18 protein-coding genes are annotated in these 18568 nt (G+C 72.6%); 14 read left to right on the plus strand and 4 right to left on the minus strand.

Going from position 1 to position 18568, the window contains the following annotated elements:
• Nucleotides 1-217 precede the first annotated feature (217 nt).
• From BM430_RS29720 to BM430_RS29760, 10 genes are all read left to right on the plus strand, one after another.
• Nucleotides 218-2014 (plus strand): IucA/IucC family protein, encoded by a 1797-nt coding sequence (locus BM430_RS29720; protein ID WP_093570840.1) that lies wholly within the window; start codon nt 218-220, stop codon nt 2012-2014.
• Nucleotides 2007-3695 carry an IucA/IucC family protein gene (locus tag BM430_RS35390; protein ID WP_177303207.1) on the plus strand — a complete coding sequence of 563 codons (1689 nt, stop codon included), beginning with the start codon at nt 2007-2009 and terminating at the stop codon, nt 3693-3695. Before BM430_RS29720 ends, BM430_RS35390 begins: the two co-directional genes overlap by 8 nt.
• On the plus strand, nt 3692-4957 hold the full coding sequence (locus BM430_RS35395; protein WP_177303208.1) for an AMP-binding protein: 1266 nt from the start codon (nt 3692-3694) through the stop codon (nt 4955-4957). The genes BM430_RS35390 and BM430_RS35395 overlap by 4 nt, the downstream gene beginning before the upstream one ends.
• Before the next feature lie 8 nt (nt 4958-4965).
• Complete coding sequence (locus BM430_RS29730) at nt 4966-6264, plus strand: DUF6005 family protein (RefSeq protein ID WP_093570841.1); 1299 nt, start codon at nt 4966-4968, stop codon at nt 6262-6264.
• Entirely contained in the window at nt 6261-6548 is a 288-nt protein-coding gene (locus BM430_RS29735; RefSeq protein ID WP_093570825.1) for a DUF2218 domain-containing protein, read from the plus strand. Before BM430_RS29730 ends, BM430_RS29735 begins: the two co-directional genes overlap by 4 nt.
• An 8-nt stretch (nt 6549-6556) precedes the next feature.
• Nucleotides 6557-7057: a GNAT family N-acetyltransferase gene (locus tag BM430_RS29740; RefSeq protein ID WP_093570842.1), complete on the plus strand. Its 501-nt coding sequence runs from the start codon at nt 6557-6559 to the stop codon at nt 7055-7057.
• 315 nt (nt 7058-7372) lie between these two features.
• Complete coding sequence (locus BM430_RS29745; RefSeq protein WP_244539716.1) at nt 7373-8293, plus strand: siderophore ABC transporter substrate-binding protein; 921 nt, start codon at nt 7373-7375, stop codon at nt 8291-8293.
• 2 nt (nt 8294-8295) lie between these two features.
• Nucleotides 8296-9249 carry an ABC transporter permease gene (locus tag BM430_RS29750; RefSeq protein ID WP_093570827.1) on the plus strand — a complete coding sequence of 318 codons (954 nt, stop codon included), beginning with the start codon at nt 8296-8298 and terminating at the stop codon, nt 9247-9249.
• Nucleotides 9242-10207 carry an iron chelate uptake ABC transporter family permease subunit gene (locus tag BM430_RS29755; protein WP_093570828.1) on the plus strand — a complete coding sequence of 322 codons (966 nt, stop codon included), beginning with the start codon at nt 9242-9244 and terminating at the stop codon, nt 10205-10207. The genes BM430_RS29750 and BM430_RS29755 overlap by 8 nt, the downstream gene beginning before the upstream one ends.
• Nucleotides 10204-10962, plus strand: coding sequence for an iron ABC transporter ATP-binding protein (locus BM430_RS29760; protein ID WP_093570829.1), 759 nt, complete (start codon nt 10204-10206; stop codon nt 10960-10962). Before BM430_RS29755 ends, BM430_RS29760 begins: the two co-directional genes overlap by 4 nt.
• A gap of 173 nt (nt 10963-11135) precedes the next feature.
• Here the strand turns inward: BM430_RS29760 and BM430_RS29765 are convergent, their stop codons facing one another.
• Nucleotides 11136-11354 carry a hypothetical protein gene (locus BM430_RS29765; protein ID WP_093570830.1) on the minus strand — a complete coding sequence of 73 codons (219 nt, stop codon included), beginning with the start codon at nt 11352-11354 and terminating at the stop codon, nt 11136-11138.
• A 295-nt stretch (nt 11355-11649) separates the two neighbouring features.
• On the opposite strand from BM430_RS29765, the gene BM430_RS29770 reads away from it, so the two are divergent.
• Complete coding sequence (locus BM430_RS29770; RefSeq protein ID WP_093570831.1) at nt 11650-12150, plus strand: Ros/MucR family transcriptional regulator; 501 nt, start codon at nt 11650-11652, stop codon at nt 12148-12150.
• Between the two features lie 111 nt (nt 12151-12261).
• On the opposite strand, the gene BM430_RS29775 is transcribed toward BM430_RS29770, so the two are convergent.
• Genes BM430_RS29775 through BM430_RS29785 form a run of 3 tightly spaced genes read right to left on the minus strand, consistent with a single transcriptional unit; the run spans nt 12262 to nt 15690 of the window.
• On the minus strand, nt 12262-13032 hold the full coding sequence (locus BM430_RS29775) for an SDR family NAD(P)-dependent oxidoreductase (protein WP_093570832.1): 771 nt from the start codon (nt 13030-13032) through the stop codon (nt 12262-12264).
• Nucleotides 13033-13042: 10 nt separating this feature from the next.
• Nucleotides 13043-14419, minus strand: coding sequence for a four-carbon acid sugar kinase family protein (locus BM430_RS29780; protein WP_244539717.1), 1377 nt, complete (start codon nt 14417-14419; stop codon nt 13043-13045).
• Complete coding sequence (locus BM430_RS29785) at nt 14416-15690, minus strand: ribulose-bisphosphate carboxylase large subunit family protein (RefSeq protein ID WP_093570833.1); 1275 nt, start codon at nt 15688-15690, stop codon at nt 14416-14418. Before BM430_RS29785 ends, BM430_RS29780 begins: the two co-directional genes overlap by 4 nt.
• 127 nt (nt 15691-15817) lie before the next feature.
• Between BM430_RS29785 and BM430_RS29790 the strand changes: the two genes are divergently transcribed.
• The 3 genes from BM430_RS29790 to BM430_RS35615 all read left to right on the plus strand — a co-directional run bounded on the left by BM430_RS29790 (nt 15818) and on the right by BM430_RS35615 (nt 18347).
• Nucleotides 15818-16699 carry a LysR substrate-binding domain-containing protein gene (locus BM430_RS29790; protein WP_093570834.1) on the plus strand — a complete coding sequence of 294 codons (882 nt, stop codon included), beginning with the start codon at nt 15818-15820 and terminating at the stop codon, nt 16697-16699.
• Nucleotides 16700-16723: 24 nt separating this feature from the next.
• Nucleotides 16724-17614, plus strand: a complete 891-nt coding sequence (locus BM430_RS29795; protein WP_093570835.1) for a glycine/sarcosine/betaine reductase selenoprotein B family protein — start codon at nt 16724-16726, stop codon at nt 17612-17614.
• 97 nt (nt 17615-17711) lie between these two features.
• Entirely contained in the window at nt 17712-18347 is a 636-nt protein-coding gene (locus tag BM430_RS35615; RefSeq protein ID WP_093570836.1) for a hypothetical protein, read from the plus strand.
• The last annotated feature ends 221 nt before the right edge of the window (nt 18348-18568 follow it).

The following is an 18568-nucleotide window of genomic DNA, read 5'->3' on the forward strand; positions in this document are numbered from 1 at the left end:
TTTCATAATAGTTCAAATCTATGCGTCTATGCACGCAGTATCGGCATATTTTCTTGACTCGTGCCTGTCGCGCGAGCGATAGACCCCGTCACGAAGCGAGCCCGACGCGATCCCGCGCATCCGAGCGGGCGACCCGGCCCCGCCGGGCGCAGAGCCTCGGCGCCCCTGCACACACGAAAATTCCCCCAACCGGAGGCCGGAGCGAGGCTTGGTCGTCATGCCGCAACCGTCTGAAGCCGTCGCCGAGGCGGCGGCGTTCCGCAGCTTCGCCAACGGCTACCTGCGCGAGATCGATCCCGGCATCCCGGTGCGCCACGCGCTGCCCGACGGGCCGCCCGCGCGTTGCGTCGAGTGGCAGCTGCGCGACCAGCGCGTCACGATCCGGGCCGAGATCGTCGCGCCCTCGCTCTGCGGCGCGCTGGGCTTCGGCCGGCTCTGGACCCGCCACCTGCACGAGCCGCGCTGGCGCCCGGTCGCGCCGATGCGGGCGCTGCAGGACCTGCTCGGCGAGGCCTATGCGCGCTGCGACGAGGCCGGCGGGGAAAGGGCCCGCGCGCGCGAACTGGAACTGCTGGGGCGGGTGCTCGACAGCTACCGCGAGACCGCGCGCCAGCTCGACCTGGCGGCGCAAGCCCCCGGCGGGGCGGAGGATTTCATCGCGGCCGAGCGCGCGCTCGTCTTCGGCCACTGGCTGCACCCGACGCCGAAGAGCCGCCAGGGCCTCACGTCGTGGCAGGCCCGCGCCTACGCACCCGAGGAGGCGGGGACGTTCCGCCTCGCGGTCTTCGCCGCCGACGCCGCCCGGGTGCGGCACGACTCGGCGGTGGACCGCTCCGCCCCGGAGATCGCCCGCGACCTGCTCGGGGCGGATGCGGCGTGCCTTCCCCTGCGGCCCGGCGAGATCGCCTTGCCGATGCACCCGCTCCAGGCCGAGGCGCTGCTGCTGACGCCGGCCGTCGCCGCGCTGGTGGAAGCGGGCGTCCTGCGGCCGCTCGGCGCCTTCGGCCCGCGTTTCACCGCGACCTCGTCGCTGCGCACGGTCTACGCGCCGGACAGCGCCTGGATGGCAAAGTTCTCGCTGCCCGTCACCCTCACCAACTCGCTGCGGGTGAACCGGGTATCCGAGCTCGAAGCCGGGGTCGCGGTGGCGCGGCTGCTGGCGCGGAGCGGCGGCGCCGAGCATCCCGCCTTCCGGATCATCGCCGACCCGGCCTGGATGACGCTGGACCTGCCCGGCCATCCCGAGAGCGGCTTCGAGACGGTGTATCGCGAAAACCCGTTCCGGGACGGGGCGGTAAGCGGCGTCGCGACCGTCGCGGCGCTGACCGCCGAGCCGGTGCCGGGCCGTCCCTCGCGGCTCGCGGCCCTGCTGCGCCGGGTCGGCGGCACGGACTTGGCCCGAGCCGATCTCTCTCATGCCGGCCGGACCTGGTTCAGCCTCTACCTCGACTGCATGCTGGAACCGGTCGTCGCCCTCTACGACCGGCACGGCATCGCGCTGGAGGCGCACCAGCAGAACGCACTCCTCGACGTCGCCGCCGGCTGGCCCCGCCGGGGCTTCTACCGCGACAACCAGGGCTTCTACCTGTCGGAGGACGCCCGCCCGCGGATCACGCGCCTCGTCCCCGAGACCGGCACCATCCCGTCGCTCTTCTTCGACGACGGCGAGATCCGCCGACGCCTCGCCTATTACCTCGTGGTGAACCAGGTCTTCTCCGTGGTGGCCCGGATGGGCCATGACGGGATCGTCCGGGAGGAGGTGCTCCTCGACGACCTCGCCCGCCGGCTGGAGACGATAGCCCGGCGCATGACCGGTCCGGGCCGGGCCTTCGCCCGCTCGGTCCTCGACGGGCCGACTCTCTGCACCAAGGCGAACCTGCGCGTCCGCCTCGCCGACCGCGACGAGCTGGCCTCGGCCGAAGGCGCCGGCACCTATATCGACATGCCGAACCCGCTCCGGCCTTGGGCGCGGCAGGGCGCGTCCGGCCGTGTCCCGGCGTCCCGGCATGCATGAGTCACCCGACGATCGCGTGCTGCGGCAGCTCGCGGAGGCGGTCCTGTTCGAGGGCCTGAGCGACGCCCCGGTGAATGCCGTGCCCGGCGATGGCTCGCTGCACTGGCGCCTCGGCGGGCGGCACTTCCGGGCCTCCGGGACTCTCGGGCCCTTCGGCCGCCCCCGCCTCTCCGGGCCGGTCGAGGTCGCGGTGGAGGATGGGTGGCAGGCCGCCCGGCTCGCCGACCTGGTCGAGGCCCTGCCGGCCGCCCCGGAGCACCGCGAACGCCTGCTTGCGGAACTCCGCCAGACGGTCGCGCTGTGCCGCTGGAACGCCGCGACCCTGCCCGGGCGGGAGCGCCGCGGCCTGCCCTTCGCGGCGCTCGATAGCGCCCTCGGGGAAGGCCACCCCTATCATCCCTGCTTCAAGGCCCGCACCGGCTTCAGCCTCGACGACCACGCCGCGTACGGGCCGGAGGCCGGGCAGGCCTTCCGCCTCGCCTGGCTCGCCCTGCCGCGAGGCTCGGTGCAATCCTCCCTGCCGGGCGAGGAGGACGCGTTCTGGCGCGCGATACTTGGGCCAGACTGGGACGGGCTGGCGGAGCGCCTGGGCGCGGCCGGCCATTCCCCCGCCTCGCACGCGCTCGTCCCTCTCCATCCCTGGCAGATGCACCACCTCGCCGGAGAGGAGCCCTGGCGCTCCCGGCTCGCGGACGGCACCGCCGTCGCGCTCGGAACGGCCGGGCCGCGCTACCGGGCGAGCCAGTCCCTGCGCACGCTGCACGCCTGCGACGACCCGCGCGCCCCGAACGTGAAACTGTCCCTGAGCGTCGTCAGCACGTCGAGCCTGCGGATCCTCGATCCCGCCTTCGTCCTGACCGCGCCGGCCCTCTCGGACTGGCTCGCCCGGATCGTCGCCGGCGACCCGCACCTCTCCGGGATGACGCTCTTGCGCGAATTCGCCGCCATGATCGCCGACCGGGACGGCCGGGTCGCGGCGATCTGGCGCGAGAGCCCGGTCCTGGCGCCCGGCGAGGCCGCTTTGCCGCTCAACGCGCTCTCGGCTGCCGAGCCGGACGGCCGCAGCTTCGTGGCGCCCTGGCTCGATCGCTACGGCCTCGCGCCCTGGCTCGCCCGGCTGGTGGAGGTGGCGGTGCTGCCGGTCTGGCACCTCCTGGTGGCGCACGGCGTGGCGCTCGAGGCGCACGGCCAGAACATGATCCTGGTGCACCGCGACGGCTGGCCCGAGCGGGTGATGTGCCGTGATTTCCACGAGAGCGCCGAATACGCGCCGGACTTCCTCCGCGACGTGCCCCCGGTGCCGGATCTCGGCGCCATCGACCCGGCCCATGCCGGTCCGCCGGACGACCGCTTCCACGCCATGCGGGCGGCCGCCACCCTCGCCGAATTGGTGACCGACAGCCTGTTCGTCTTCAACTTGAGCGAGATCACCCATCGCCTCGCCCGCCGGCACGGGCTCGACGAGGCCGGGTTCTGGGACGGGCTCGGCCGGCGCCTGCGCCGCCACGCGGCCGAGCACGGGCTGACGGACCGGCTCGCCCGGCTGGAGGTGATGGAGCCCCGCCTGCGCGTGGAGGCGCTGCTCGCCCGCAAGCTCGGCCTCGGCGCGGCGCATGGCAGCCACCTCGCGCCCAACGCCCTGTTTCCCTCCTCCCTCCCCCTCCTGCGGACAGGCTCATGATCGAGATCGACGGACGCATCCTCGCGGCGGACGAGATGGAGGCGACGCTCGCGCACGTCACCTCCCGCGCCCGCCTGCGGGCCGGCAGCGGCGAACGGGTCGCCGCGCGGTTTCGCGACACCGCGTCGAGCCTCGCCTTCATCCTGGCCGCCCGCCGGGCCGGCGCGACGCTGCTGCCGATTCATCCGGCCCTGCCGGACGACGGCGCCCGGCGGCTCGCCGCCCGCGCCGGCTGCCACCGGGTCTTCCTCGACGACCTCGACGGCGAGAGCCTCGACGACGCCGCGCCCCCGGTGCCGGGCGAGGGCCACCTGCTCCAGATGAGCTCCGGCACGACCGGCGAGCCGAAATGCATCGCCCGGCCCTGGAGCGCGGTCGAGCGCGAGATCGAGAGCTACGTCGCGGCCTTCACCGAGCCGGGGGGGATGACGCCCGTCATCGCCTGCCCGATCACCCATTCCTACGGGCTGATCTGCGGCCTGCTCGTGGGCCTGCGCCGCGGCCGGGCGCCCCTGGTACTCGATACCGGCAACCCGAAATACCTGCTGCGCCGCCTGCGCGAGACCGAGCGGCCGCTGCTCTACACCTCGCCCGCCATGCTGCACACGCTCGCCCGGCTGATGCCGGAGGGCGAGCGCCTCCATGCGGCCATGACCTCCGGCACGCTTTTGCCCGCGCCCTGGTTCGCCGCGATCCGGGCCCGGGTGGAGCACCTCTTCCAGCAATACGGCTGCTCGGAGGCCGGCTGCATCGCGGTGAACCCCGACCTGCGGCGGGCCGACGCGATCGGCTATCCCCTGCCGCATCACCGCGTCCAGGCGGGCGTGAGCGCCGGCGCGCCCGAGGAGATCGTGGTCGCGAGCGGGAGCGCGACGATCCGCACCGGCGACCTCGGCTACCGGATGCCCGACGGCATGCTGATCTTCGTGTCCCGCCGGAGCGACACGATCAACGTCTCGGGCCTCAACGTCTATCCGGGCGAGGTCGAGGACGTGGTGATGGCGATGCCGGGGATCACCGATGCGGTGGCCTTCGCCCGGGCCGATCCGTTCGCGGGCGAGCGGGTGACGCTCCTGTTCAGCGCCGAGGCGCCGGTGCCGCCGCGCGCGCTCCAGGATTGGTGCCGCCGCTTCCTCGCCGGCCACCAGGTCCCGGTCGAGGCCTTGCAGGTCGCGGCGATCCCGCGCCAGGCCAACGGCAAGATCTCCCGTCGCGAGGCTGCCGAGCGCTACCGCAGCGGCGCCCTGGAGGCGGTGTCGTGATCTCCACCCTGACCCGCGACGACGCGGTCGCGGCCATCTTCACGGTCTTGCGCGACGAGATGCACCACCCGCATCTCGACCTGTTCGGGCCGGCGGCACGGCTCAACGAGGACCTCTACCTCGACTCGGTCCAGGTGCTGCAACTCGTCCTGTCGCTGGAGATGAGCCTCGGCCTCGCGATCCCCGAGGAGGCGATCGCGCGGAGCGACCTCGCGACGGTCTCCGACCTCGCCGGGCTGCTCGTGCGCGAACCCGCCGCGGAGGCCCCCGTCGCGGCGGCGCCGTCCGAGGGCGTCCACGGCGAATTGGCCTACGACCTGAAGATCCACTGCTTCGTCAGCTGCGTCTGCGACGGGCTGAAGGCGCGCGGGATCGACCACCGCCCGTTCTACGCCCTGATCTGGGACGCCGACTTCGCCATCACCGACGAGTTCCGCCTCGCCTACCACTCGGATGCCCAGGACCACGAGGTCTTCCGCTACTGGTTCGAGCGGCTCTACGGCGTGCCGCTCCACGCCTGGTACGACCCGTCGCGGTCGAAGGACGAGAACGTCGCGACCCTCATCGACCTGCTGGCGCGGCGGCGCCCGGAGGACTGCGTGATGGTGATGCTGGACATGTTCCACCTGCCGGAGCGGGAGAACAAGTTCAACCAGAACCCCTTCCCGCATTACCTGCTGGTGAGCCTCACCGACGATCCCGAGACCTGGCAGGTGCGCGATCCCGATTTCCGCTGGGAGGGCGGAATCGCGCGGGACCGGATGCTGAACGCCATCCGCCAGCCGAGCGTCGCCGGCGGCTACCTTTTCGATCCCTCGCTCGCCCATCCGCCGGCGGACGCCGATCTCGACGCCTTCTTCGCGGCCTGCTTCGTCCGCGACTCCAACCCGCTGATCGACGCGGTCCGGGCCATCGTGGCGGCCCATGCCGAGGGACGCGGCGGGCTGACGCTCGCCGCCATCGGCGAGGCGTTGCGCGAATTGCCGGTCATCACCATCCGCAAATGGGCCTACGAGCACGGCTTCGCCTTCTTCTGGCGCGCCCTCGCCTGGCCGGACGCCGCGTTCCAGCGGATCTGCGACGACATCGAGGCGCTGGTGAACGGCCTCACGGCCCTGCACTACGCCGTGCTCAAGCTCGCCCGGTCGGCCGACCCGGCGCAGGTCGCCGGGGTGATGGCCCGCCTCGACGCGCTCGACGCGGCCGAGTTCGCGCTCAAGCACCGGCTGTCCGAGGCCTACCAAGCCTGGCGGACGGCCCGCCTCTCCGACCATCGCAGCCTCGCCGAGGAAGGATGCCTGCCATGATCCAGTCCCGCGCCGTCGTCGGCACCGCCCATGCGAGCCGCTACCTGCAGCAACTCGCCAAGCACTGGTCGCACCGGTTCGAGACCGAGTTCGATACCGAGACCGCCCGGATCGCCCTGCCGCTGGGCGAAGCCCGGCTCGCCGCCGATGCCGAGGCCCTGACGATCGACCTCTCGGTGACCGATCCGGCCACTCTGCCCGATTTCCACGCCGTGATCGTGCGCCATCTCGAGCGCTTCGCCTTCCGCGAGACGTTGCGGATCGACTGGGCGTCACCGGCGTGACGGCGACCCTGGACGTGACCGTGCGGGCGATGCGCGAGGCCGACCTGCCGGACCTCTTCGAGCTGTACAACCAGCCCGCCTTCCGCTCCGGCACGCTGGCCCTTCCCTACGAATCGGTCGAGGCGGTCAAGGCCTGGGCGACGCCGCGCTCGCCGCGGGACCTGCACCTGGTGGCGGAGGCGGACGGCCGCGCGGTCGGCGCCGCGGCCCTGCGGCCGTTCTACGGCCGGCGCGCCCACGCCGCCGAGTTCTGGCTCGGCGTGAACGAGGACTATGCCGGGCGCGGCATCGGCTCGCGGCTGCTGGCGGCGATCATCGACACCGCCGAGAACTGGCTCAACGTCACCCGGATCGAGATGACGGTCTTCGTCGACAATTCCCGGGCGATCGCGCTCTACGAGCGGTTCGGGTTCGAGATCGAGGGCACCCATCGGGACGCCAGTTTTCGGGATGGGGCGTTCGTGGACGTGCACTGCATGGCGCGGCTGCGGCCGGGGGGCGTGCGGTGACGCCCACGTTCCGGCGACTTGATCGGGCGCCCGGTCCTGCCATCCTCCTCGTCATCCCGGGGCCGTGCAGCGGAACCCGGGACCCATAACCGCTGAGGTTTCAGGACGAGGCGGAACCCTGGTCGCTACGTTCGGTGCCGTCAGCGGTTATGGATCCCGGGTTCTCGCCTTCGGCGAGCCCCGGGATGACGTGGAGAACTGTAGGCCGGGGGTGCGAAATCGATCGACGCGACCTGTCGAGCAAGCTCTCGGAACGAGGCTGCTGGTGGGATGATCTGGACATTTTACCGAACGATTGTTCACGGGAGCCGCACTTTGCCGTCGCTCAAGACGATCCAACACCACCTCGCGGCCCTCCTGCTCGCCCTGTCGTGCGCCGCCCCCGCGACCGCCGAGATCGTCGTGCAGCACTCCCGCGGCCAGACCACCCTGCCGGCCACACCCAAGAAGATCGTCGTGTTCGACCTCGCCGCCCTCGACACCCTCGACGCCCTCGGCGTCCCGGTCTTCGGCGTCGCGGCCGGCGCGAAGCCGCCCTCCCTCGCGCAGTACAACGCGCCGCGCTACCGCCCGATGGGCACGCTGTGGGAGCCCGATTACGAGGCGATCAACGCGGCCGAGCCCGACCTGGTCGTCGTCGGCGGCCGCTCGGGGCCGCGCTACGAGGCGCTGGCGAAGATGGCGCCGACCATCGATCTGTCGAGCGACGCCGCCGATCCCCTCGGCAGCGAGCTGCGCAACATCCGCTCGCTCGCCCGCCTGTTCGGCAAGGAAGCGGAGGCCGAGGCGCGGATCGGCCGGATCCAGGCCGGCATCGCGGCGATCCACGCCAGGGCCCCGCAGGCCGGCACGGCCCTGTTCGTGCTCTCGACCGGCGGGCGGCTCAGCGCCTTCGGGCCGGGCTCGCGCTTCGGCCTGATCCACGGCGCCCTCGGCTTCCGGCCGGCCGCGCCCGATCTCGGGGCCGGCATCCACGGCCAGCCGATCGCGTTCGAGTTCATCGCCAGGACCGACCCGGACTGGCTGTTCGTGCTCGACCGGGATGCGGCGATCGGGGCGCGCGGCCAGCCGGCGCGCCAGCTCCTCGACAACGAACTGGTGCGGCAGACGAGCGCCTGGCGCAAAGGGCAGGTCGTGTCCGTCGATGCCGGCAGCTGGTACCTCGCCGCCGGGGGCCTGCGGGCGCTCCAGACCATGGTCGACCAGATCGCCGCCGCCCTCGACGCCCGGCGCTGAGCATGGCTCCGCCTCTCCTGCGCAAGGCCCTCCCCGTAAGCCTTCTCTCGGGCCTCGCGCTCCTGGTGCTCGCCGCCGCGAGCCTCCTCGTCGGCGTCGGCGACACGGGGGCGCCGGACATCCTGCTGGCGAGCCGGGTGCCGCGCACCCTCGCGCTCGTTCTCGCCGGGGCCGGCATGGCGGTGGCGGGGGTCATCATGCAGCTCGTGGCGCAGAACCGCTTCGTCGAGCCCTCCACCGCGGGCACCGCCGAATCGGCGACGCTCGGCATGCTGCTCGTCACGCTCCTCGCCCCCGACGCGCCGGTGGTGGTGAAGATGCTGGCGGCGACTGCGAGCGCGCTCGCCGGCACGATCCTGTTCCTGCGGGTCCTGCGCGCCATGCCCCTGCGCGACCGGCTGACGGTGCCGCTCGTCGGGATCATGCTGGGCAGCGTGGTCGGATCGGCCTCGAGCTTCATCGCCTACCGCACCGACATGCTGCAATTCCTCGGCACCTGGCAGGCGGGCGACTTCTCGACGGTCCTGCGCGGGCGCTACGAACTGCTCTGGCTCGCGGCCATCCTCACCCTGGTCGCCTACGCGCTCGCCGACCGCATCACCATCGCGGGGCTCGGCCGCGACGCCGCGATCAATCTCGGGCTCGACCACCGCCGCACCGTCGCGGGCGCCATCGCCATCGTGGCGACCATCACCGCCGTGACGATCGCCACGGTGGGGGCGATCCCGTTCCTTGGCCTCGTGGTGCCGAACCTCGTCGCGATGGTGGCGGGCGACAACCTGCGCCGCTCCCTGCCGCTGGTGGCAGCCTCCGGCGCCGGGCTGCTCCTCCTCTGCGACGTGCTCGGGCGGGTGGTCCGCTACCCCTACGAGATCCCGGTCGGCACGGTGATGGGGGTCGTCGGCAGCGCCCTCTTCCTCGTCCTGCTGCTGCGCCGGGATTCCCGCCATGCGTAGTTCCCCCGCGCGGTTGCGGCCGGGTCCGGCTCCCGTGCTGGCGCTCCTCGCCCTCGTGGCCTTCGGCGCAGCGATCGCCTTCATGACGGTCGGGGCCAACGGCCGCTGGGGCTTCGTGCTGCCGTTCCGCGGTACCAAGCTCGCCTCGCTGCTGCTCGTCGCCGGCGCCGTCGCCACCGCGACCGTGCTGTTCCAGACCGTGTCGGGCAACCGCATCCTGACGCCGGCGATCATGGGCTTCGACGAGCTCTACCGCCTGATCCAGACCGGGATCGTGGTCGCGGCCGGGACGGGAGGACTCTTCGATCCGCGGCTGCGCTTCCTCGCCGAGACCGGCGCCATGGTGCTGTTCGCGCTCCTGCTCTACCGCTGGCTCCTGAACCGGAACGGGGGCGGCCTGCATCGGCTGCTGCTCGTCGGCGTCGTCTGCGGCGTGCTCTTCCGCAGCCTGTCGCAGTTCCTGCAACGCCTGCTCGATCCGAACCAGTTCGTCGTGCTGCAATCGAGCTTCTTCGCCAACTTCAACGCCGTCCGCCCGGACCTGCTCATGCTCGCCGCCCTCTTCCTCGTGGCGGCCGGGTTCGCGGCCTGGCGGCTGTCGAGCCGGCTCGACGTGCTGCTGCTCGGCCGGGACGAGGCGGTCGCGCTCGGAGTCGACTACCGCAAAACCCTCACCCTCGTGCTGGTCCTTGTCGCGGTCCTCGTCTCGGTCTCGACGGCGCTCGTCGGGCCGGTGACCTTCCTCGGCCTCCTCGTCGCCAACCTCGCCTACCGGATGATGCCGAGCTACCGCCACGCCTGCGTGCTGCCGGCCGCCGCGCTGGTCGCCGCGATCACGCTGGTCGGCGGCCAACTCGTGCTGGAGCGGGTCTTCTCGCTCAACGCCGCCCTGTCGATCGTGATCGAGTTCCTGGGCGGCCTCACCCTCCTGGTCCTCCTCGCGAGACGCGCCCGATGATCGAGACGAGAGACCTCACGCGCCGCTACGGCGACACCGTGGTGGTGGACGGCGTCTCGTTGCGCTTGCCCGAGCGCGCCTTCGTCTCGGTGATCGGGGCGAACGGCGCCGGCAAGTCGACCTTTCTCTCGATCGTCAGCCGGCTCCTGCCGCCGAGCGCGGGGCAAGCCTTCGTCGACGGGCTCGACGTCGCCACCACCCCCGGCGACGTCCTGGCGCGTCGCCTCGGCATCCTGCGCCAGGAGCACGGCGTCGCCGCGCGGGTGACGATCCGCGACCTGGTCGCCTTCGGGCGCTACCCGCATTCGAAGGGCCGGCTGACCGCCGCCGACCGCGCCCACATCGCCGACGCGCTCGCCTTCCTCGACCTCGAACCCCTGGCCGACCGCTTCCTCGACGAGGTCTCGGGCGGGCAGCGCCAGCGCGCCTACATCGCCATGGTGCTCGCCCAGGACACCGACTGCATCCTCCTCGACGAGCCCTTGAACAACCTCGACATGCGCCACGCCGCATCGATGATGGGCCTGCTGCGCCGGGCGGTCGACGAGCGCGGCCGCACCATCGTGGCGGTGCTGCACGACATCAACTTCGCCTCCTGCTACTCGGACATCATCGTGGCGATGCGCGACGGCCGGGTGGTGGCGATGGGGCCGCCGGAGGAGATCGTGACGCCAGGAATCCTGCGCGCGGTCTACGGGATCGACGTGGAGGTGGTGACGGTGAAGGGCTACCGGACGGTGTTCTTCTACCGTTGATCCCGGGGCGACCGGCCGCCGCCACGGGTCGTCCCCGACAGGCCCCCGTTGGGCGCGGGGAGGCAAACCATGCCGGCGCCTCCGGCGTGACGCGCGCCCTGGCGCGCTCGGCCATGCCCGTCGACGGGCGGGGCCCTCGTCGGCCCGCAGGCGAACGAAGGCCCGCCGGCGGATCAGGCCGTCACCCTGCCGCCCGCGCGCCCGCGCTCGGCGGCATCGCCCGAGGACGCCGCCGCCAGGGCGACCCGGTCCGGCACATCCTCCTCGGAGCCCCACCAGATCGTCTCGCCGCTCGCCATCCGGGCGTAGCGGGCCTGCCCGCGAATCCCGACCTCGACCACCCGCCCGAGGCGGCCCGACCTCCGCCCGACATCCACGCGCCCGACATCCATGGCTGCTGCTCCCGCGCCGCGTCCGTCAGCGAACGCGGCTCCGGGCATCCGGTTCGAGCGGGGCCGTACGGGACGACGGCTCGGGGGCCTCCGGCGACCGCGCCCGGTCACCGTCCCGTACTGCGTTTCTGTATATGTCGGCTCCGCGTGATCGTCCGATACCCGTGATTTTCAAGCTTAATCCCCATGAGATCGGCCTGACGGGCGAATTTGGCCGCCGATTGTTCGGTCTTGCCGATTGACCCTGGACCGGCTGACGCCCATCACGGGAGCGGTTGGATATTTGGAAGAAAAAATGGACGACGCGACCTCCCTCACCCCTCCGATGATCGAGCTGACGAGCGACATCGTCGGCGCCTACGTCTCGAACAACAACGTTCGCGCAGCAGATCTGCCCGGCCTGATTGCATCGATACACGCAACGCTGGTCGGCCTCGGCCAGCCGGCCGCGGAACCGGAGGAGGATCATAAGGTCACCGCCGCCCAGATCCGGAAATCCGTGACGCCGGACGCGATCACGAGCTTCCTCGACGGCAAGCCGTACAAGAGCCTGAAGCGGCACCTTACGACCCGCGGCTACACGCCGGACGAGTACCGCCAGAAGTTCGGCCTGCCCTTCGACTACCCGATGGTCGCCGCCAGCTACGCGGCCCAGCGCTCCGAACTCGCCAAGAGCCTCGGCCTCGGCCAGATCCGGCGCGAGCGCGCCGCGGCGCGCAAGGCGCAGGCCGAACCGCCCGCCGCCCCGGCGCGCCGCGGCCGCCCGCGCAAATCCGAGGCCGCTGCCGAGGAGTGAGGAACGCGGCGACGCCGCGGGGGCCGTCGGGCCCGGCCGGCGGCGTCGCTCCGGACCCGGCGGGACACGATCCTGGTGTCGTACCGCAGCTTTCCGCCCCGCTCCCGCCAGTCACCCCGGATCGCGCTCGAACATCAGCCCGGCCTCGCGAAAGCCCCCGTCGACGTTGAGGGTGTGGCCGTGGACGTAGCGGGCCTCGTCCGAGCACAGGAACACCGCGGCGTCGGCGATCTCCTCCGGCGTGCCGTAGCGGGTCATCGGGATGCGGGCGGCGTAGGCGGCCCGCGTCGCCCGGTCGTGCATCGCCTTGGCGATCTCGGTCTCGATCGCGCCCGGCGCGATGTTGTTGACGTTGATGTTGGCCTTGGCGAGCTCCACCGCCATCACCTTGGTGAGCAGTTCGAGTCCCGCCTTGGCCGAGCCGTAGGCCGCGCGCCCGTTGCCGCCGCGCTGGCCCGACAGCGAGGCGATGTTGACGATCTTGCCGCCGCCGACCCGCACCATCTCGCGGGCGCAGGCCTGCGCCACCATGAAGGCGCCGGTGAGGTTGACGCCGATGATGCGGTTCCACTCGGCGAGGCTGGTCTCCAGGAACGGCGTGTTGGCGCCGATCCCCGCATTGTTGACCAGGATGTCGACGCGGCCGTGGGCGGCGAGGATCGCCGCCATCATCGCGGCGACCGAATCCGGGTCGGCGACGTCGACGGCGACGGGCATCGCCGCCTCGCCCAAGCGGGCAGCAGCGTCCGCCGCGCCCGCCCCGTTCACGTCGGCGACGACGACCCTTGCACCCTCGCGCACGAATGCCGACGCGACGGCGAAGCCGATGCCCCGCGCAGCCCCGGTCACGAGGGCGACCTTGCCGGCCAGCCGCTGGGTCATGTCCATCTCCTCACGCGGGATCGCGGCCGCCCTGCCGGACGGCGGAAAAGAAGTCGGGCCGGCCGACCTGGCCGCCCTTGAGCGCCAGTTCGAGGCCGTCGAGGGGCGTGTCGGCGCCGTGGGCGCGGCAGAGCGGCGAGCCGGGATCGAGGGGAGCGAGGGCGGTCAGCGCGTCGATCCCGAGCTGCAAGGCGGCGTGGCCCGACGTGTCGCCGCCGGCGATCACCGCCCGGGTCAGGCCGGCGCCGAGAGCGATCTCGCGCAAGGCGCGCCCGAGCCCGGCGCCGAGCCGCTCGCTCGCCAGGACCGGATCGAGACCCGCCGCCGCCACCGCCTCGCGCAGGGCTGACACCGCCGGATCGTCCGGCCCGGCGGCGCTGTAGACCAGGGGCGCGCGCCCCTCGCCGAGTGCGGCTCGCGCCGCCTCGACCGCGCGACCGATCTCCTGCGCGAAGGCGCCGTCGTCGACCACGTGCCGCGCGTCGAGCCGGATGCCGGAAAAGCCGTGGTCGAGGGCGTGGGCGATCTGGCCGGCCGTCGCCGGCGAGACCGAGCCGGACACCACCGCGATCCGCTCGACGGGGGCGCAGCGGGGAGTCGGCGGCTCCGGCGGCAGCAGGCCGGCGGCGCGCCAATGGGCGACGAGGGCGGCCTCGACCCCCTGCGAGCCGAGGGCGAAGACGGGTTGTCCGCTGCGCTCCCAGATCAGCCGGCCGGCCTCGGCCAGGGTCTCGGCATCGAGCACGTCGAGGGAGACGATCTGCCCACCCTCGGCCAGGGCCCGGTCGAGGGCCGCGTCGCCCTCGCCCCGCTTCATCGCCACGAAGTCGACGAGGCCGACCGGGAGCGCCGTCTGGCGGGCGAGGTGGCGGCCGAGATCGGCCTCGTCCATCGGCGTGACCGGGTGGCGGGCCATGGTCGGGTGGCGGTCGAGGCGGTGGCCCCGGCCGTGGGCCATCGCGAACAGGTGGCCGAAGCTCTGGTAGCGGCCCATCCCCGGATCGGCGACGACCATCGGGGTCCAGCTGTTCGAGAAGATCTCGCGGCCGATCTCGGCGGCCCGGCCGATCGAGCCGACCTGCGGTGCCGAATCGAAAGTCGAGCAGACCTTGTAATGCGCGACCGGAGCCTGGAGCGAGGCGAGGAGCCGGAAGGCCGGGGGCAGCTCCCGGTCCATCCAGGCCGGCGGCTGCGAGCGCGCCACCCCGGCGATGCCGATAGCGCGCGCGCCCGCGAAGGCCTTCAGGCGCTCGGGACGTGGGATCGAGAGGAACAGCACGGTCTCGAGCCCGGCGAAGGCCAGCACCTCCATCGCCGCCGAGGAGCCGGTGAAGTCATCGCCGTAGAAGGCGACGAGGGGGCCGTCGGGGAGCGGGCGCGGGCTCACGCGGCGCCCTCCAGCGCCTGGGCCAGGGCCGGATGGAGGCGGGCATGGTCGGCCAGCGGAATCCCCGCCACCGCCGCCTCCCAGGCCTGCCGCAGGGCCGCCACCCCCTCGCCCGGCCCCCCCGGATGGGCGACGATGCCGCCGCCCGCCGTGACGATGAGGTCGGTCGAGCCGAGGGCCGCGAAGGTGCCGGGGGCCTGCCGCACCGTCTGGCCCGAGGAGAAGACGGGCATGGCGAGGCACGGCTTGTCGGGAAAGAGCGGGGTCAGGCAGGTGCGGGCCGAGGCGACGACGCTGTCGTCGTCCTCCGAGAACTTGTTGTCGAGGCCGTTGACGTGCATGTGGTCGGCGCCGACGAGCCGCCAGATCTTCTGCCAGGCGACGTAGGACCAGCCGAGCATGGGATGGCGGGTGAGATAGCCCCAGCCGTTGCGGTGGGCGTGGATCGGCAATTCGCTCATCCGCGCCAATTCGATTATCCCGACGAGACCGACCGAGTTGAGGCTCGCCATCACGCAGGTGCCGCCGAGATCGCGCACGAGGTCGTGGCGCCGGCGCATCTGGTCGATCTCGCCGGTGAGATTGAAGGCGACCATCACCTTCTTGCCCGTCCGCTCGGCATGGTCGTTGACGACGCGCATCACCGCCCGCGCCCGGTCGTCGAACGGGCAATGCGGCCCGTCGGCCTGCAATTCGTCGTCCTTGATGAAGTCGATCCCGCCCTCGCACAGGGTGCGGACCAGGGCGGCGGTCTCCTCGGGCCCGAAGCCGACGCTCGGCTTGATGATGGTGCCGATGATCGGCCGCCCCTCGACGCCCGCGAGGCGGCGGGTGCCGTCGATCCCGAAGCGTGGGCCCGGATAGGCGCCGGCGAAGGCCTGCGGCAACCGGATGTCGAGGAGGCGCAAACCCGTGATCGGGCGCAGCTCGAACAGGTTGCCGGCGACGGTGGCGAGCAGGTTGGGCAGCGAGGGGCCGAGATTCTCGATCGGCCAGGACAGGGTGACGTGCGCGCGCCGCAAGCGGGCCGGATCGACCGCGGCGGTGGTCGGCAGCGACGGGGCCGCGACGACATCGTCCAGGATCTCCAGGCGCTCGACCCGGGCGGCGGAGCGGGCCTTCAGCTCCGGCGTCTCGCCCGGCACCGGGACGAAGGTGCCGCTCGATTGCTCGCCGGCCATCGTCTCCGCCACCTTGCGCGGATCGCTCGCGGTCTCGAGCAGGTAGTCGGCCTCGATCCGGATCGGGGGCGCGGCGGGACGCTGACTCATGCACTCGGCTCCGGAGGATCGCGGCGCTGCCGCGGGGGCCAGACCGTAACGAAGCCCCGGATGTGCGAGAACTTGAGTTCGGCGCAGCGACCTGTGAGAAAAACTCCCAAGTTGCGGTGGAGTCCGGATGCCGAAATCACGCCTGCCCCTCAACGCGCTGCGCGCCTTCGAGGCCGCCTCCCGCCTCGGCAGCATGAGCGCCGCGGCTCTGGAGCTCGGCGTCACCCACGGGGCGGTGAGCCGGCAGGTGCGGGCGCTCGAGGCGCAGCTCGGCCTGCCGCTCCTCGACCGCGGCGCGCGCGCCGTCGCGCCGACGCCGGAGGGGGCGCGCCTCGCCGCCGAGCTCGCCGAGAGCTTCGAGCGGATGCAGGCCGCGGTGGCGCGGGTGCGGCCGGGCCCGCTGACCCTGTCCTCCTCGGCGACCGTGATGATGCGCTGGCTGCTGCCGCGGCTGGAGCGGTTCAAGCGGGCCCATCCGTCGATCGAGCTGCGGCTCACCGTCAGCTACGGCGAGGTCGACTTCATCCGCGACGAGATCGGCCTCGCGATCCGCAACAGCATGGTCCGCGCGCCCCCGAGCGCGCTCGCCGAGACCCTGATCCGCGAGGAGATCGGGCCGGTCTGCCACCCCGATTACGCCCTGCGGGTGTTGGCCGACGGGCCGGACGCGCTCGCGGCGCGGGCCCGCATCCTCGGCACCGCGACCCGGCCGGAGGGCTGGAGCGAGTGGGCCCGGGCGATCGGACGGCCGGATCTCGGATTCGCGCCCGACGAGGTGTTCGGGCATTTCTACCTGGTGATCCAGGCGGCGGCCTGCGGCCTCGGCTTCGCGCTGGCACCGCGCCTCCTCGTCGAGGACGAGATCGCCGCCGGCCACCTCGTCGCGCCACTGGGCTTCGTGCCCGGCCCGCACGAGATGCAGCTCTGGACCGCCGCGCACCTGCGCCACCGGCCCGACCTGCGCCTCGTGGCGGAGTGGCTGCGGCGCGAGATGGCCGGGACGCGTTGAACCAAGCGGAACGGGAGCGACACGATGGATTCAGCCGCCGACCTGGACGAGCCCATTCCGTATCGGGCGCGCACGCGGGCCTATTACGGCGCCCTCGGCTATCCGCCCTATCGCTGGGCGCATTGCGGCGACGTGCCCTTCGCCCCGCTGCGAAAGCCGCTGGCGGAGGCCTCTCTCGCCCTCGTCACCACGGCCGCGCCCTACCAGCCGGACAAGGGCGAGCAGGGCCCCGGCGCGCCCTATAACGGCGCGGCCAAGTTCTTCACGGTCTATTCCGCCCCGACCGATACCGACCCGGACCTGCGCATCGCCCACATCGCCTATGACCGCGACCACACGCGGGCGGAGGATCCCGGCACCTGGCTTCCACTGCCGGCCCTGCGGGCGGCGGCGGAGGCGGGACGGATCGGGCGCCTCGCGCCCCGCCTCCACGGGCTGCCGACGAACCGCAGCCAGCGCGTCACGATCGAGACCGACGCCCCGGAGATCGTGCGGCGCGTGCGCGCCGACGGGGCGGATGCGGCGGTCCTGGTGGCGAACTGTCCGGTCTGCCACCAGTCGCTGGCGCTCGCCGCCCGGGCGCTGGAAGACGCCGGCATCGCTACCGTGCTGATGGGCTGTGCCAAGGACGTGGTCGAGCATTGCGGGGTGCCGCGCTTCCTGTTCAGCGATTTCCCCCTCGGCAACGCCGCAGGCCGGCCGCACGACCGGGCCTCGCAATCGGCGACGCTCGAACTCGCCCTCGCCCTCCTCGAATCGGCCGTGGCGCCGCGCACGACCGTGCAATCGCCGCAAGTCTGGAGCGCTGATCCGACCTGGAAGGCGGATTACGCGAGCCTGCACCGTCTCTCGGCCGAGGAGATCGCGCGACGCCGGGCGGAGTTCGAGGCCGAGAAGCGCAAGGCCCGATCCTGACGGTGCCGGCCGGCGACGAGCCCGGGGCCGCGGTCATTCTCCCGCCAGGAACCCGTGCTATCCAACACGCCTACCCTCCACAGCCAGCCGATCGCCGATGCTCGCCCGTACAGCCGCGCTCTTCCTCCTCCTCGCCGGTCCCGCCCTCGCGCAGGACTACAACCGCGCCGACCTGGTGCGCGGCCTCTGCCACAAGGACGGCTGCGACGAGTTCCAGGTCCTGCGGGTCGAGCCGATGCTGACCGGCACCACCGGCAGCCTCAAGCGCACGCAGGTCAAGACGTTCCACGCGAGCCATGCCGGCCGCAGCGAGCGCGAGGCGGAGGGCGGCTACGTCTACTGCTCGCCGACCAAGCCCGCCGTGATGGCGCAGGGCAAGACCCGCACGGCGGCCTTCATGCTGGCCCCCTTCGCCACCGAGGACAACAGCGAGACGATCCGCAAGAACGCCAACTTCGTCGCGATGTACTTCGCGATCTGCCACGGACCGGACGTCGCCCGGCAGGCAGTGCGCGACCTGCGCGGCACGGCCACCTCCCTCGGCTACCGCGTGCTCGCGACGGCCTCGCGGATGGTCGAGCTGGCGGCGCCGGAGGACATCGTCGACCGGGCGCCGGCACCGCCGGTGGCCCGGGCCCCGCGTCCGGCGCCGGTCGCGCCGTCGCCTGCGCCGCGGCGGGAGGCGGCGCCGGGACCGGCCCTACTGCCGCCGGGGGAGATCCCGGAGGATTGAGGTGAGCCCCTGCCCTGACGTGGGGATGTCCAGCGGAGTTTTGGGCGCGGATTCCCTCCTCTCCCCGCGGGCGGGAGGGCTGTCCGCGGAAAGGACTGGCGCGACTACCCCTCCCCCCTCTGCAGAGGAGGGTGGCCCCCGGAGGGGGCCGGGAGAGGGGGCGACGCTTCCGGAGACGTCGCGCGTTTCTTGACGCGCGCCACCTGGATCAGCGTCGCGCT

The organism is Methylobacterium sp. 174MFSha1.1 (assembly GCF_900116815.1).
Classification (GTDB): domain Bacteria; phylum Pseudomonadota; class Alphaproteobacteria; order Rhizobiales; family Beijerinckiaceae; genus Methylobacterium.